The 15,671-nt window shown below is 47.8% G+C and carries 16 protein-coding genes; 14 read left to right on the forward strand and 2 right to left on the reverse strand.

From position 1 onward, the window contains the following. Positions 1-506 precede the first annotated feature (506 nt). The 9 genes from tilS to ACRJJO_RS06030 all read left to right on the forward strand — a co-directional run bounded on the left by tilS (position 507) and on the right by ACRJJO_RS06030 (position 9,894). Positions 507-1,868 carry a tRNA lysidine(34) synthetase TilS gene (gene tilS / locus ACRJJO_RS05990; RefSeq protein ID WP_431064981.1) on the forward strand — a complete coding sequence of 454 codons (1,362 nt, stop codon included), beginning with the start codon at positions 507-509 and terminating at the stop codon, positions 1,866-1,868. 60 nt (positions 1,869-1,928) lie between these two features. Then, positions 1,929-3,563 (forward strand): CTP synthase, encoded by a 1,635-nt coding sequence (locus ACRJJO_RS05995; protein WP_404355431.1) that lies wholly within the window; start codon positions 1,929-1,931, stop codon positions 3,561-3,563. Beyond that, on the forward strand, positions 3,560-4,393 hold the full coding sequence (gene kdsA, locus ACRJJO_RS06000; protein ID WP_431064982.1) for a 3-deoxy-8-phosphooctulonate synthase: 834 nt from the start codon (positions 3,560-3,562) through the stop codon (positions 4,391-4,393). Before ACRJJO_RS05995 ends, kdsA begins: the two co-directional genes overlap by 4 nt. A gap of 9 nt (positions 4,394-4,402) precedes the next feature. Beyond that, the gene (gene eno / locus ACRJJO_RS06005; protein ID WP_431064983.1) at positions 4,403-5,683 is read left to right on the forward strand and encodes a phosphopyruvate hydratase; all 1,281 of its coding nucleotides are present in this window, start codon (positions 4,403-4,405) and stop codon (positions 5,681-5,683) included. 54 nt (positions 5,684-5,737) lie between these two features. Continuing rightward, positions 5,738-6,016 carry a cell division protein FtsB gene (gene ftsB / locus ACRJJO_RS06010; protein ID WP_431064984.1) on the forward strand — a complete coding sequence of 93 codons (279 nt, stop codon included), beginning with the start codon at positions 5,738-5,740 and terminating at the stop codon, positions 6,014-6,016. Positions 6,017-6,291: 275 nt separating this feature from the next. Beyond that, positions 6,292-6,987, forward strand: coding sequence for a 2-C-methyl-D-erythritol 4-phosphate cytidylyltransferase (gene ispD, locus ACRJJO_RS06015; protein ID WP_431064985.1), 696 nt, complete (start codon positions 6,292-6,294; stop codon positions 6,985-6,987). A 13-nt stretch (positions 6,988-7,000) separates the two neighbouring features. Next, positions 7,001-7,474 (forward strand): 2-C-methyl-D-erythritol 2,4-cyclodiphosphate synthase, encoded by a 474-nt coding sequence (ispF, locus tag ACRJJO_RS06020; protein ID WP_404355423.1) that lies wholly within the window; start codon positions 7,001-7,003, stop codon positions 7,472-7,474. 599 nt (positions 7,475-8,073) lie between these two features. Beyond that, positions 8,074-9,096: a tRNA pseudouridine(13) synthase TruD gene (gene truD / locus ACRJJO_RS06025; protein WP_431064986.1), complete on the forward strand. Its 1,023-nt coding sequence runs from the start codon at positions 8,074-8,076 to the stop codon at positions 9,094-9,096. Positions 9,097-9,099: 3 nt separating this feature from the next. Beyond that, positions 9,100-9,894: an undecaprenyl-diphosphate phosphatase gene (locus ACRJJO_RS06030; protein WP_431064987.1), complete on the forward strand. Its 795-nt coding sequence runs from the start codon at positions 9,100-9,102 to the stop codon at positions 9,892-9,894. Here the strand turns inward: ACRJJO_RS06030 and ACRJJO_RS06035 are convergent. Continuing rightward, positions 9,853-10,419, reverse strand: a complete 567-nt coding sequence (locus tag ACRJJO_RS06035) for a Smr/MutS family protein (RefSeq protein ID WP_431064988.1) — start codon at positions 10,417-10,419, stop codon at positions 9,853-9,855. The two genes, ACRJJO_RS06030 and ACRJJO_RS06035, sit on opposite strands and share 42 nt — an antisense overlap. Positions 10,420-10,493: 74 nt before the next feature. On the opposite strand from ACRJJO_RS06035, the gene surE reads away from it, so the two are divergent. From surE to ACRJJO_RS06060, 5 genes are all read left to right on the forward strand, one after another. Beyond that, the gene (gene surE, locus ACRJJO_RS06040) at positions 10,494-11,234 is read left to right on the forward strand and encodes a 5'/3'-nucleotidase SurE (RefSeq protein WP_431064989.1); all 741 of its coding nucleotides are present in this window, start codon (positions 10,494-10,496) and stop codon (positions 11,232-11,234) included. Positions 11,235-11,250: 16 nt separating this feature from the next. Then, complete coding sequence (locus tag ACRJJO_RS06045) at positions 11,251-11,910, forward strand: protein-L-isoaspartate(D-aspartate) O-methyltransferase (RefSeq protein WP_431065031.1); 660 nt, start codon at positions 11,251-11,253, stop codon at positions 11,908-11,910. A gap of 2 nt (positions 11,911-11,912) precedes the next feature. Beyond that, on the forward strand, positions 11,913-12,500 hold the full coding sequence (locus ACRJJO_RS06050) for a YqaA family protein (RefSeq protein WP_431064990.1): 588 nt from the start codon (positions 11,913-11,915) through the stop codon (positions 12,498-12,500). A 353-nt stretch (positions 12,501-12,853) separates the two neighbouring features. Further along, a complete protein-coding gene (gene rpiA, locus ACRJJO_RS06055) occupies positions 12,854-13,600 on the forward strand; it encodes a ribose-5-phosphate isomerase RpiA (RefSeq protein WP_431064991.1) in 747 nt (248 codons plus the stop codon). 145 nt (positions 13,601-13,745) lie between these two features. Beyond that, positions 13,746-14,054, forward strand: a complete 309-nt coding sequence (locus tag ACRJJO_RS06060) for a (2Fe-2S) ferredoxin domain-containing protein (protein WP_404355409.1) — start codon at positions 13,746-13,748, stop codon at positions 14,052-14,054. Positions 14,055-14,056: 2 nt separating this feature from the next. Here ACRJJO_RS06060 and ACRJJO_RS06065 read toward each other — a convergent pair whose 3' ends face one another. Then, positions 14,057-15,379 (reverse strand): DEAD/DEAH box helicase, encoded by a 1,323-nt coding sequence (locus tag ACRJJO_RS06065; protein WP_431064992.1) that lies wholly within the window; start codon positions 15,377-15,379, stop codon positions 14,057-14,059. Positions 15,380-15,671: the final 292 nt, after the last annotated feature.

The raw sequence follows: 15,671 nt of genomic DNA on the forward strand, positions 1-15,671 counted from the left end.
CATCATGAAAGTTTCTACGACCTTTATTATAAAAAGCAATACTTATACCAAATATTAGAAAATTATTATAATCAAAACGTTGTGAGCAGTATGGTCATTGTTTTAATCGCAAAAATCTTTCTTTTGTAAAAAATATTGACAATTAAGTGCAGTTTATAGTCTGTAAGTGACTGCTTTTAAATGAGCTATGACTAATTGATAAGATGGTTTTACATATTTTAACGTGCTGAGATATCATTTTTACTTCGATGTTTTGTTGGCGGAGCGAATAGATTGTTGTTAAGGCCTAGGCTCAAAGAGGATCAGGATTTAGTGCGGCTGAAATTGTAAAATAACTTGACAAAGTTTGTTATTAAAATGGCGCGCTGCTCTTTGTGTGATTTTACCTGTCAGGCATGTAATTTCGGCATTTGCGTATGAAACGCTGGGGGGAAATCGGCAATGGTTAAGTGTCAAGAATGTTGTCGATCCTGCGCCTAAATATTAGCTCATAATTGGTATCTTAAATGCTTCAACTAGAATCGCGAGTCGTTGAATTAGGCCTGCAAAAATTAAAATCGCCGCAACAAGTTTATATTGCCTATAGCGGCGGTGTAGATTCGCATGTGTTGTTACATCTTTGTGCTTCGATATCTTCTCTACAAAATAAAATTACCGCGGTTCATATACATCACGGTTTGCAAGCGGTAGGCGATGCTTGGCCAAGTCATTGCCGGTCGGTCGCTAAGCAATTGGGTGTTGATTTTGTCGAAATTCATGTCGATGCGCGAAGCGCCGGGCGCGAAAGCCCCGAGGAAGCGGCCAGGAATGCGCGGTATGACGCCTTAAAGGCTTTGCTTTCGGAAAACGACGTTTTGATGGTGGCTCAGCACCGAGAGGATCAATTGGAAACCGTTTTATTGCAATTGTTTCGAGGTGCCGGTTTGCAAGGGCTCTCGGGCATGCCTGAAATGATGGTCTTTGGCAAGGGAGTGCTGTTGAGGCCCTTATTGAATACACCAAAACAAGTCATCGACCAATACGCCCGGCAACATGATTTCAATTTTATTGAAGATCCCAGTAATCAAGGCATTGACTTCGATCGTAATTTTTTACGCAATGAAATTGTTCCTTTACTCAAGCAACGTTGGCCGTCCATTGATAAAACAGTCTCTCGTTCAGCGGTTCATTGCGCGGAAGCCTCTGAACTGTTGAGTAAATTAGCTGGCGATCAATTCAAGCAGGTCTATCAAGCAAAGGATGCAACGCTATCGATACCGGCTTTGGTAAAGCTTGATGTGACGGAACAAGCATTAATTGTTCGGCAATGGTTCGCGCGTTTGGGGCTAAAAATGCCGCCCCGTGCCTTTGTGTTGCGTATTTTGTCCATGATTCAGTCGCCGCTTAGCGATCCGCAGTTGCCGAATCAAAAACATACGATACGCCGTTTCCGGAATAGCTTGTTTTGTGTGCCGCAGCAAACCGTTATTTTACCGGAACAAGGCGTTGTATGGTCGAATAGCGATGCCCCTCTTGACTTGCCTGACGGTACGGAACTGAAAATTGCTTATGACCACTCCGGAATTGATCAATCGATTTGGCTTAGGTCGCATATCGACGTTAGGTTTCGTAGCGGCGGGGAAAAAATTGCTTTGCCGAATCGAGAAGGGCGGCATCGCTTGAAAAATCTTTATCAGGACGCAGGGATTCCGCCTTGGGAAAGGCCTTATATTCCATTAATCTATTTAGACGGGCGCTTGGCGGCAATTGCCGATCTTTGGATCGGTTCCGAATTTTATTGCAAAAACAAGCCAGGATGTATTCGGCTAATTCGGTCGCAAAAAAATAAAAACCGGAAAGGCCATGACGAATGTGTCTTAGTCGATTAAAATAGATAAATTTTAATCTTGGCTATTTGAAAGCCGTCTCCCGAAATTTTTATTTCTTACATGACCAAATTTATTTTCATTACCGGTGGTGTTGTTTCCTCGTTGGGTAAAGGCATTGCCGCATCGTCGTTGGCTGCCATTCTTGAAGCGCGTGGGCTGAAAGTGACGATGACAAAACTGGACCCTTACATCAACGTCGATCCCGGAACGATGAGTCCTTTTCAACATGGCGAGGTATTCGTCACCGAGGATGGCGCTGAAACCGATCTCGACCTAGGTCATTACGAGCGGTTTATTAAAACCACAATGACCAAGAAGAACAATTTCACGACCGGTCAAATTTATGAAAATGTATTGCGCAAAGAACGCAAAGGCGATTATTTAGGCGCGACCGTTCAAGTTATTCCGCATATTACCGATGAAATCAAGCGTCGAATCGAACTCAGTGCCATAGGCATGGATGTCGCGATTATCGAAGTTGGCGGCACGGTCGGCGACATCGAATCGCTGCCTTTTCTGGAGGCGATCCGGCAAATGTATGTTGAATTGGGTAGGGATCGCGCGCTTTTCATTCACTTGACGCTAGTTCCCTATATCAAGTCGGCCGGTGAGATCAAAACCAAACCGACCCAACATTCTGTTAAAGAACTTAGGACAATCGGAATTCAGCCGGATATCTTGATTTGTCGTTCCGAACAACCGATTCCGGCAATCGAACGTCGTAAAATTGCGTTGTTTACGAATGTTGCTGAGAGAGCTGTTATTTCCGCGATCGATGCTGATTCGATTTATCGTATTCCTTTGCTGCTGCATGAGCAGGGGTTGGACGATATTGTTGTCGAAAAACTTCGCTTGGATGTCCCTAAAGCTGATTTGACCGAATGGGAAAATGTGATCGAAGGTCTAACTCATCCGCTCAATGAAGTGTCGATTGCGATCGTCGGAAAATATGTCGATCATTCCGATGCTTATAAATCATTGCATGAAGCATTGATTCATGCCGGCATTAAAACCCGAAATAAGGTAAAGATTGAATATATCGATTCGGAAATGATCGAGGAGGAAGGTGTTTCGGCTTTGAAGCCCGTTGATGCGATTTTGGTTCCCGGCGGTTTTGGCGAGCGAGGTGTCGAAGGTAAGATTGCGACAGTTAGGTATGCTCGGGAAAATAAGATCCCTTATTTAGGGATTTGTTTAGGCATGCAGGTGGCGGTTATCGAGTTTGCTCGCAATGTCGCCAATCTGGAGGGCGCGCACAGTACCGAGTTTCTACCCGATTCCCCGCATCCGGTAATAGGCTTAATTACCGAATGGATGGATGCGGAAGGACAGGTGGAGGTTCGAAGTGCAAATTCCGACTTAGGCGGCACGATGCGTTTGGGCGGGCAAAAATGCCGTTTGCAAATTGGCTCGTTAGCTTACGAGCTTTATCAGAAGGAAGTGATTAGAGAGCGTCATCGGCACCGTTACGAGTTTAATAATAAATATTTTGAAAGGCTTGAGCAAAACGGCATGCGCTTCTCAGGCAAATCGATCGACGGGCGCTTGGTCGAAGTCATCGAAATTCCGGAGCACCCCTGGTTTTTGGCTTGCCAATTTCATCCGGAATTTAATTCGGCGCCGCGTAAAGGCCATCCGTTATTTTCCGGTTTTGTTGCCGCGGCCGCTCTTCATAAAAAGGAAACCGAGAAATGAAATTATGCAACTTTGAAGTAGGGCTCGATAAGCCATTGTTTTTGATCGCAGGCCCTTGCGTGATCGAAAGTGAGGAACTGGCTATGGAAACTGCGGGTTTCCTGAAAGAAATCACGGCTGAATTGGGTATTCCGTTCATCTATAAATCGTCTTTCGATAAAGCGAATCGTTCTTCGCTGGAAAGTTTTCGAGGCCTCGGTTTTGAGCGGGGTTTGGCCATTCTGCAAAAGGTCAAGCAGCAAATCGGTGTGCCGGTATTGACTGACGTTCATGAAGATACTCCGCTGAAAGAAGTCGCCGAAGTGGTTGATGTCGTGCAGACGCCGGCATTTTTATGTAGGCAGACTAATTTTATTCAAAGCGTTGCCGAGTTAGGTATACCGGTCAATATTAAAAAAGGCCAGTTCTTGGCTCCCTGGGACATGGCCAATGTGGCAAACAAAGCCAAAGCGACCGGCAATCAGCAGATCATGGTTTGCGAACGCGGTGTGTCGTTCGGCTATAACAACCTGGTATCGGATATGCGCTCGCTGGCCGTTATGCGAGATACAGGTTGTCCGGTCGTGTTCGATGCGACGCATTCGGTGCAATTGCCGGGCGGGCAAGGTTCTTGTTCCGGCGGGCAACGTGAATTCGTTCCGGTACTGGCAAGAGCGGCAGTAGCGGTCGGCGTTTCAGGGCTATTTATGGAAACGCATCCGAATCCGGCCGAGGCACTTAGCGATGGTCCTAATTCTTGGCCTATGCACCGCATCAAAGAATTACTTAAAATTTTAATCACCTTGGATCAAGCTGTGAAAGCAAGCAGTTTGATCGAAACAACTTTATAAGGAACCCTAATGGCTGAAATAGTAGACATTCGTGCAAGAGAAATTTTGGATTCACGCGGTAATCCGACGATTGAAACAGATGTGGTTCTGTCTTCAGGTTTTATCGGTAGCGCCATGGTGCCTTCCGGCGCATCGACAGGCGAACGTGAGGCTATCGAATTGCGTGACGGTGATAAATCACGCTATCTAGGTAAAGGCGTGTTGAAAGCCGTTAATAACGTCAATACTGAAATTCGTTCCGCGATCCTTGGCATGGACGCAGGCGATCAGTCTGCTATCGACCAAAAGATGATCGAACTGGATGGTACCGAGAACAAAGGCCGTTTAGGCGCTAACGCGATTCTGTCGGTTTCAATGGCGGCCGCGCATGCCGAAGCGAAAGACGCGGGCCTGCCTTTGTACAATTATATGAACACCAGTAGCGAATTTATCATGCCGGTGCCGATGATGAATATCATCAATGGCGGTTCGCACGCCGACAACAGCGTCGATTTGCAAGAATTCATGATTCTGCCGGTCGGCGCGCCGAACTTCCGTGAAGCGATTCGTTACGGCGCGGAAGTATTCCACAACCTCGCGAAAGTACTGAAAGGTAAAGGTTTGGCAACTACGGTCGGCGACGAAGGCGGTTTTGCTCCGAATCTATCTTCGAACGAAGAAGCGATCGAAGTCATCCTCGAAGCGATCGAAAAAGCAGGTTACAAAGCAGGGCAAGATATCTATCTGGGTATGGATGCGGCCAGCTCCGAATATTATAAAGATGGCAAATATGTATTATCCGCGGAAAACCGGAGCTTCACGTCGGAAGAAATGACCGATTTCTTTGTCGAGTGGGTCAAAAAATATCCGATCATCTCGATCGAAGACGGTCTGGATCAAAACGATTGGGCCGGTTGGAAAATTCATACCGAGAAGTTGGGGGGTATGATTCAATTGGTCGGTGACGATCTGTTCGTGACTAACCCTAAAACTCTGAAAGAAGGCATAGAAAAAGGCATCGCCAATTCGATTTTGATCAAGGTTAATCAAATCGGTACCTTGACCGAAACGCTCGATGCGATTCATACCGCGCAAGCCGCCGGTTATAGCGCCGTCGTTTCGCATCGATCCGGTGAAACCGAAGATACGACGATTGCCGATCTAGTCGTCGCGACTGGAACCGGTCAGATCAAAACAGGATCTCTGAGTCGTTCCGATCGTGTTGCCAAATACAATCGTTTAATGAAGATCGAGGACGAATTGGGTTCTCAGGCGAAATACGCGGGTCGCAGTGCATTCAAAATGCTCTGATTTGTCTGAAAAGGGGCGGCACTGTCGCCGCCCGGATTCAGGATGGCCCGCTCAATGAATAATTTCAAGATTTTCGTCGCGGTACTGATTGCGATCATCGTGCATTTGCAGTATCGCCTTTGGTTCGGCGACGGCGGCATTGTTCAGATCAATCAATATCAAAGCCGATTGGATGAGCTCGCGATGCAAGTTCAGGAAAAAAAGGAACGCAATGCGGCCCTTTACGGCGAAGTTCTGGATTTGAGAAAAGGACAAGAGGCGATCGAGGAAAGAGCCCGCTATGAATTAGGGATGATTAAGGAAGGCGAGACTTTTTTTCAGGTTCTGGAGTAGGGCAGATCGGCTGGAATGGGATCAGCAATGTGAGCTCCGACTTTACAATGCAAGGAACGCTGGGTATCGCTGATGCTCAACCCAGTCTACGACATTCTGTCTGTGGGAGCGCCCCCCTTGATCGCGATGTCGAATCGAAGCCCGGGTTGCCAGTGAATGTTAATGGTATCGAGGTCACAAAGGCTCAGATACCATAATGATGGTTACCAGTTATTCATAACGATGAGCGGTCCACCGTAGGATCCCATAGACAAGCATAGATTTTTACCTTATCGATGACAAATACCCGATCCATATGGGCGGTAGTTCCGGCTGCCGGTGTCGGCAAACGCATGCAGGCCGACCGCCCCAAACAATATCTCGAATTAGTAGGCAAAACTGTCTTGGAACATACATTGACGCGTTTGTTGCAAGCCGAAATTTTTACTGCGATTTCGGTTGCGATTTCTATCGAAGATCCGTATTGGCCGGAACTGGTGATTTCGAAAAATGAGTATGTGCAGACCGCGCCGGGTGGCAAGGAGCGTTCGGATTCAGTGCTTTCTGCGTTACAGGCGATATCCGGATCAGCATCTGAACAAGATTGGGTGTTGGTTCACGATGCGGCGAGACCTTGTATTACCACCGCCGATATTCGGTTTCTGATTGACTCATTGCAAGATGACGAAATAGGCGGAATTTTGGCGCTATCGTCGCATGATACGCTAAAAAACGTCCAAGGCGGCAGTATTGTCGGAACCTTGGACAGAACGCATATTTGGCGCGCGTTGACGCCGCAGATGTTTCGCTACGGCCAGTTGAAACAGGCGCTTGAAGCGTCGGTCGGCAATCCGGCCGTGACCGATGAGGCGAGTGCGCTCGAATTGCTCGGCTTTCAACCCAAGATCGTCGAAGGACGTCCCGACAATATCAAGATTACCCGACCCGAAGACTTACCCTTAGCGCAATTTTATTTGGAACAGCAACAATGAGCAGGCAACAACAATGATCAGAGTCGGTCAAGGTTACGATGTGCATCGTTTCAAGGAAGGTGGAGACGTTATTTTGGGTGGCGTGAAGATTCCTTATGAAAAAGGTCTCGACGCGCATTCGGACGGAGACGTCGTGCTGCATGCTTTGTCTGATGCGCTTTTGGGCGCGGCCGCGTTAGGCGATATCGGTAAGCACTTTCCCGATACCGATCCAAGTTTCAAAGGAGCCGATAGCCGCGTATTGCTTCGCCATGTTTATCAGATTGTGCAAAATAAAGGTTATTTTCTCGTCAATGCCGATATTACGATTATTGCCCAAGCGCCGAAAATGGCACCACATATCGAGGGGATGTGCCGTAATATTGCTGAAGATTTGAAGGTCGAACTCGACTGTATCAATGTCAAGGCGACCACGACCGAAAAGCTCGGTTTTGAAGGCCGCGGAGAAGGCATTGCCGTCCAGGCGGCCGTATTGATTGAAAGGTAGAGCGACGCAGATAGAGCCGGATTTGTAAACCCGTCCTACAGGCATTGTTCAAACTTGTAGTAGGGCAAACCTTAAACCTAGAAAAAGCATTTCACCATGAAGATCATGAAGAATAAGAAGGTTGTTCAATAACTTGATATACGTTTGTATAAAACTTTCGCTCACCAAAAAGGCTAGCAAGAAAATTTAGGTGATTTCTTGAAATTTTTTCATGTTCTTTATGGTTAAACCGGTTCCGAAGAGGGTGCGGTTGCTTGATCGATAGGCATCGGCGGCAGGGCAAATTTTTGCTCCTCGGCAATTGCTGAGTTACATGGATGTAATGAATGCAGAAAATGCAGGAGCATTTTTCTGCCCTGCATCGCCTAAAGCGCCTACTGTTGGTGCCCTAATGCACGCCATCCATGGCGTCCTGTCGGGCGAGTGACCGCACCCTCCGCCACGCACTTTCATTTGCCGGGCCTTCATGAACGTTAGAATGAAAGATTATTTTCTCAAAGCCGGATAATTGCCGCAATTACCTTGGATACATCGGCAAGAACCCGCCTGATCGACATCATCCAAGTTTCAATAGTTAAACCAACGGATCCCTCCTAGTCTTGAAAAACATCGAAATACCGCAGTGGCCCTATGCTTACGGAGGCCCATCTGGAACCGGAAAGATCCGCACTGAGCCCGAGGACTTTATCGTCAATGAAGTGCTGTCGTTCGAACCCTCAAGCGAAGGCGAGCATGTTTTCCTGCTCATTGAGAAAAAAGGCGAAAATACCGAGTTTGTGGCGAGACAACTGGCTCGTTTTGCCGGCGTTAGGCAGCGCGATATCGGATATGCCGGCTTGAAGGATCGTCATGCCGTTACGACGCAATGGTTCAGTGTATGGTTACCGGGCAAGGAAGCGCCACAATGGTCCGGTTTCGAATCGGAAACGATTACGGTTCATCGGTCAATACGTCATGCTCGTAAATTGAAACGCGGCATATTATCCGGTAATCGTTTCGAACTATTGATTAGAGATTGGCAAGGTGACGAAAAGCGACTTGAAGATCAGTTGAGTCGGATCAAGACCTGCGGTGTGCCAAATTATTTCGGCGAGCAACGCTTCGGAAATCTCGGACAGAATGTCAATAAAGCTCTGGCTCTATTCGAAGGCGCTAAGGTTAAGCGTGAACAACGCGGTATTTACTTATCGGCGGCACGTTCGTTTTTGTTCAATCATATTTTGGCTGAAAGAATCAAGCTAGAGAGTTGGAATAAACCGGTCGATGGTGATGTTTTCATTGTTGACGGCTCCCGAGGGTTTTTTAAAGTCGACCAAATCGATCAATCCATTTCTAAAAGGGTCGACGCGTGCGAAATTCACCCGAGCGCTGTGCTTTGCGGGCAGGGGGCTTCCGAAGTAGCCGGTAAGGCTCGGGCGATCGAATCCGCAGTTATAGAACGTTTCGATTTTATAGGTCGCGGTTTGTCCAACTGCGGCCTCGAAAGCGCTCGCAGGGCGCTTAGGATGTGTGTGTCAGATTTAGAGTGGCGTTTTATTTCGCTAGACAGATTGCAACTAAAATTTACTTTACCGGCGGGTAGCTATGCGACCGCTTTGCTTCGAGAAATAATAGAGAGTTAAATCATGGATATTATTCAAGCCACAGCGTTGGCTTTGCTACAGGGGTTGACTGAATTCTTACCGATTTCGAGTTCCGCGCATTTGATTTTATTGCCGGTTATCTTGGGTTGGGAGGATCAGGGGCTCGCATTCGATGTTGCGGTGCATGTCGGTACCTTAACGGCTGTTGTAGCCTATTACCGTAAAGATTTATTAACGATCATTGTGGCATGGTTCGGTTCGTTCACCGGCAATGGAGCTTCGGACGATTCCCGTTTAGCCTGGTATGTGGTGTTGGGCACGATTCCGGTGGGCCTTTCGGGCTTATTGATGCCTCACTCGCTTGAAGAGTCATTAAGATCGCCTCTGGTTATTGCGAGTTCGACCATCGTTTTCGCGATGTTGCTGTGGGTTTCGGAAAAATTCGCTAAAGAGCGCCGGACTGTTGTGACTTTATTCGATGCTTTGCTGGTCGGCGTATTTCAAGCGATTGCATTGATTCCCGGCACTTCCCGTGCGGGTATTACGATCACGGCCGGCTTGTTTTCCGGTTTACAGCGCGAGCAAGCTGCTCGTTTCTCGTTTCTGCTGTCGATTCCGGTAATTGCATTGGCCGGTATGCTAAAGGCTTTTGAATTGTTCAAGTCCGATATCGAAGTCATGTGGGACTTTATGGCGACCGGGGCGGCGGTTTCCTGTGTCGTTGCTTACTTAACAATCGGTTGGTTTTTGAAATTGCTGAATCGGATCGGCATGATTCCTTTCGTTTGGTATCGTTTAGCGCTCGGCATCGTCTTGTTCGTCGTATTTATCCGTTAAACGCAGCAGAACAAAAACCGCCCCCGTGCCGCCTTCTCTGTGCGGCGCGGAACAAAAGGCTTGTACATCCCGGTGTTGGCGAAGCCATAAATTGAGGCTGTTTTTCAAAATCGGTAGGTTATCCGGTGAGCGATAGCCCTTGCCATGTACGATACACACGCAACGGAAACCTTCCTCCACACAGCTATGCAGAAAGCGTAATAATTGCTTTTTTGCCTCGTGGCTACTCAGGCCGTGTAAGTCGATTTCGGCATCGAGTCCGTAACGCCCTTTCCGCATTTTTCGCAAAACATTTTTTTGTAAACCGGGGCCTAAAAAGCTCAGGCTATCCTCGAGACTTAGCAATTCAGTGACCAATATTGATTCGTCAAGCGATTGAGCATTATCAACTGAACGTTTAGCGGGTATGGGTTTGGGTTTAGGTGTGGTGCTCAGGTGCAGTTTGTCGCTGTCTATCGATATGACTTTCCCAACTGCTTGGCGAAACAGATCCCGATCTTCTTGTGTTAGGCTTTTTTTTCTCACGTTAGCTGATTTAAATACGATAAGTTGTTAATATTAGGGATTTTATAAACTATTTGCGCGCGGGGCGACTTAAAATGCACATTTTGTTGAGCAATGATGACGGCTATCTGGCGGAAGGCCTGAATGCATTGGCGGGTGCATTAAGCGTTCATGCCGAAATTTCGGTTGTGGCGCCGGACCGAAACCGTAGCGCGGCCAGTAATTCACTGACTCTGGAAAGACCGCTCAGAGCTTACCAAACCTCTAACGGTTTTATTAGAGTAGACGGTACGCCGACCGATTGCGTTCATTTAGCGATCACCGGCTTGTTGGCACAAGAGCCTGATATGGTATTTGCCGGAATCAATCACGGTTCCAATTTGGGCGATGACGTACTCTATTCCGGCACCGTGGCGGCGGCGACCGAAGGCCGGTTTTTAGGCCTGCCGGCTGTGGCGATTTCGTTGGCCGGCAATAATCCGAGGTATTTCGATACGGCGGGGCAAGTTGCGGTTATATTACTACAAAGATTGATAGAAGAGCCTTTGCCTCAAGATAGTATTTTGAATGTCAATGTACCCGATATTCCTTTTAGCGAGCTTAAAGGATTTCAGGCAACGCGTTTGGGCCAACGCCATAAAGCCGAGCCGGTGGTCAAAAGTGTCGATCCTCGAGAAAGACCTATTTACTGGGTTGGGCCGCCAGGAGTCGAACAAGATGCGGGGCCGGGAACCGACTTTTACGCGATTAAATCGGGTTATGTTTCGGTTAGCCCCTTGCAAGTCGATTTGACACGCTATGAACGTATAGGCGCTTTAGAAAAATGGTTGCCTTAGGAGAAATATAATAATGATGATGCTTAATGTAAAAGGAATAGGCATGACTTCCATGCGAACCCGGGAGCGTATGGTGGGGCGTTTGAAGGAGCAGGGGATCACCAATCATAAAATTCTCGATGCGTTGCGTAATACTCCGCGTCATTTGTTCGTCGATGAAGCGCTCGCTAGTCGGGCCTACGAAGATACCGCTTTGCCGATCGGTTATAACCAGACGATATCGCAGCCTTATATTGTCGCTAAAATGACCGAATTGCTTCTGGCATCAGGCCCGCTTGCCAAGGTCCTGGAAATCGGTACAGGTTGCGGTTATCAGACGGCGGTGTTGTCGCAATTGGTTGATTATGTGTATACAGTCGAACGGATTCAGCCGTTGCAGAAGAAAGCCAAAAATTTGGTATGGAGTTTGAAACATAAAAACATCAGCTATTTGCACAGCGATGGCGGCTGGGGATGGCCGGAACATGCTCCTTACGATGGGATTTTGGTAACGGCGGCTCCGCCCGAAATTCCCGAAATGCTTCTACGGCAACTGGCTGTCGGCGGCGTGATGGTGATTCCGATCGGTCATGCCGGCGGACAGGAGCTACAACGGGTTACGCGAAACGCATCAGGGTTCGAAGTCGAAATCCTGGAGTCGGTCAATTTCGTGCCGTTTTTGTCGGGCAGGGAGTAAGTATGTTTCAAGCGCTATACGATAAGACGCTATTGTGGTCCCGGCATCGGCATGCCTTGAAGTATCTTTGCGCTTTGAGCTTTGCAGAATCGTCTTTTTTTCCGATTCCGCCCGATGTCATGTTGGCGCCGATGGCACTCGGCCGTCCTCAACACGCTTTCCAATTTGCGCTATGGACCACGTTATTTTCGGTCTTGGGAGGCATCTTTGGTTATGCGATCGGTTTTTTTATGTTCGACCAGCTTGAGCCTTGGTTAAAAACCACGCATTATTGGGAGGGTTTTCTATTGGCCCGGCAATGGTTTACCAATTGGGGGTTCTGGGCAGTCTTGGTGGCCGGTTTTTCGCCGATACCTTACAAAGTATTCACGATAGCGGCCGGCGTGATGAGTATGGTGTTTTTACCGTTCGTGCTGGCATCGACAGTCGGGCGTGGAGCGAGGTTTTTTTTGGTGTCGTTGCTAATCGTGGCAGGTGGCGAAAAACTCGAAGCGAAACTACGCGAATATATGGATTGTCTGGGCTGGGCTTTGGTTGCACTGGTAGTTATCGGAGGGGTGGCTTATAAGTTGATGGCGGGTGGTCAATAGTTTGTTGTTATCGCTACTTCACTTACTACCCATCGTAGATGAAAATTCGGCCTTGGGGTACCCCGTCAAAGGACGCCGTAAACCCAGCACCTAAATTCCATAGGTCTTTGGCAATGATTTAAAATCATGGCTTATTTAGGTGCTGGATGAATTATCCAAGATAGTTAACCATGGCCAATGGGCTACGGAATTTAGGTGCTGGGTAAATACGTCCATGTAGGTTCTATGCCTGCTCCATACTGGCAAAGCCTTTACCGAGCACCCCAAGGCCTCCTCCAACAATGCCGAAATTTGAAGTGCGAAAGGTATATATAGAAACTTAATTGACGAATGGATTACTTCTGGGAGTCGCAATGAATGATAAAGAATTGGTGGCAGTCCATGCCGCAAAGCTTGTTAAAGACGGGATGCGGGTCGGACTCGGGACCGGTTCCACGGCAGACTGTTTTATTAAAGAGTTGTCTCGCCTCCATAAAGATGAAGGTTTAAAAGTGATCGTGATCGCCAGTTCGGTTGTCAGCGCGATTAAGGCTCGTGAATTGGGTTTGCCTCTGCAGTCGATCGAACAAACCGAGCGAATCGATCTCTATGTCGATGGCGCCGATGAAGTCACCCTCGATAAGACGCTGCTTAAAGGACGGGGCTACGATTTGGTGCGAGAAAAATTGTTGGCGAAGGCGGCCGACCGATTCGTTGTTCTGATCGATAAAAGCAAGTTGGTTGGGCGTATCGGCGAACGTTTTCCAATTCCAATCGAGGTAATGCCGTTTGCCTGGCGAATGGTTAAAGAAAGTTTGGTAAAACTAGGCGGCAGGCCGGCATTACGACGTACTGCAAACGGTGACGGATTGGTGGTGACGTCTTACGGAAGCTTGGTACTCGATACCGTATTTGATGCCACGATTGATACCGTTGATCTCGACGACGCGCTTAACGCCATGCCGGGCGTTATCGAGCACGGTATATTTTGGGGCTTGGCAAGTTCAGTATTGATAGGCGCTGATGGCGCCATCCAAGAATTAGATCCTGAAACTAGGTCCGATTCTCAAGATGTCGATAGTCGGGATTTTGTCGATGACGGCTCTGCAGATGGCGATTGAAGTAATTATTTGCCAAATATTCTTCGTTCCCACGGTTTCAGCGTGGGAACGCATGTCGGTTTTGCCTCGGAAGCCAAGGTATGGGTTCCTACGGAGTACCGTGGGAACCAGAAATAGAAATCTTACGAAATTTTAAAATACTGCGATGAGTTACTTTAAACACCATGTTTTTTTCTGTACCAATCAGCGCGAGAATGGAGCGGCCTGCTGCCAAGATCATGACGCGCAGTGTTTTCGAGATTATGCGAAAGCGCAATTGAAAAAGCTAAAAATGAGCGGGCCCGGCAAATGTCGCATCAACAATGCCGGTTGTCTGGATCGTTGTAAGGAAGGGCCGGTAATGGTCGTCTATCCCGATGCCATTTGGTATCGTTATGAAAATCAAGCCGATATCGATGAAATTATCGAGGAACATTTGCAGAATGGACGAGTTGTCGAACGCTTGAAAGTTTGAGATTAACCGTTGTTTTCCAGTTCGCTTGGCTTGCGTCTTTTACCGATTTTTTTTCGGTCACGATGGCGATCTTTGATTTTGGATGCTTTCTTCTTCGGTTCCGCTTTTTTGTTTTTACTACTGGCCGCTTTTCCCGAGGCTTTGAGCTTTTTGGGTCCTTTATAGCGACCTTCCAACTCCTTGATCGTGCGCCGGGTCAGTCGCTGTTGTAGATAGCGTTCGATACCCGCCAAGACGTTCCATTCGGTAGAGTTGATCAATGCGATTGCAAGTCCCGGTCGACCGGCTCGTCCGGTACGGCCGATTCTGTGCAGATAGTCATTACCGTTACGGGCTAAGTCGAAATTAATGACCAGGTCCACACCTTCGATATCGAGACCGCGCGCGGCAACGTCGGTTGCGACCAATATATCGATGGTTCCATCTCGGAAAAACCCCATGGTTTTGTTGCGTTCGCTTTGGTCCATGTCGCCATGCAGCGAGCCTACGCGCAGTTTTTGCCCTCTCAATGGACCGCGCAATTGATCGGTATGGACTTTGGTGTTGGTGAAGACCAAGGCTTTTACATATGTTTCGTGGCTTAGCAGCCAGATCAATAATTTTTTCTTATGTTCGAAATCGTCGGCCAGCAACATTTGCTGTTCGATATCTTCATGTTCTGCGTGTATGCCATCGAGATAGACTTTTTCCGGCTCTTTAAGAAGTGTGAGAGCAATGCCTTTGATCGTCGGATTAAGTGTCGCGGAAAATAACAGGGTTTGGCGTTCCGGCTTGCAAACGCTTGCGATTTTCAGTAAATCGTTTTTGAAGCCCATGTCGAGCATACGGTCGGCTTCATCGAGAATGAGTAGGTCGAGTCGGCTGAAATCGGCGGAGCCTTCCTCGATGACTTCGATTAGGCGTCCTGGAGTTGCGATGATGATGGCGGTACTTTTCGCAAATAAAGTGGATTGTTTCTTGAAATCTTCGCCGCCGATAATCATACCGGACTTGATCGGAGTGAATTCGGCCAACTGTCGGCATTGTTTATATGTTTGTTTGGCCAGTTCCCTTGTAGGCGCGAGTATCAAGACTTTTGCCGCGTTGTCTGCAGGGCAATTTTGCAGCAGATACTGTAAAGCGGGTATTAGAAAGGCTGCGGTTTTACCGCTTCCGGTTTTTGCACAAACCCAAAGATCTTTGGATTCGGTGGCCAAAGGTATGACGGCAGCCTGTACTTCGGTTGGGCGATCGAAACCCATGGCTTCCGTGGCTTGTTGGATGCGTGAATCAAGCTCGAATTGGCCGAATGTTAAAGAGGGCGTTGGTCCCGGTTGTGTTTCCATAAAACCTTGAATGAGTTGGCTGAGCTGGCAGTTTTCCAATTTAGCAGAAGCGCCGTAAAGATAAATCCGACAATGTTACGTTTTGTTTAAAATATAAGCAACTTCGAATAAAAGTTCTTAGTGTCGTTGAGATCTGTATGAAGCGTCATTGATTTGGCTATGCTCGCGTTAGCAGTTGAAACGGTTCTCTTTCCTACTACTCCCTTTTGATTGAAAAACCGTCTAAGAATAAAAGGTATGGGATGTGTCTATCGAGGACCTCCGTGAACCCATCCATGGGGGCTTGACGGCA

It is taken from the genome of Methylotuvimicrobium sp. (genome assembly GCF_050611805.1).
Classification (GTDB): Bacteria; Pseudomonadota; Gammaproteobacteria; order Methylococcales; family Methylomonadaceae; genus Methylotuvimicrobium.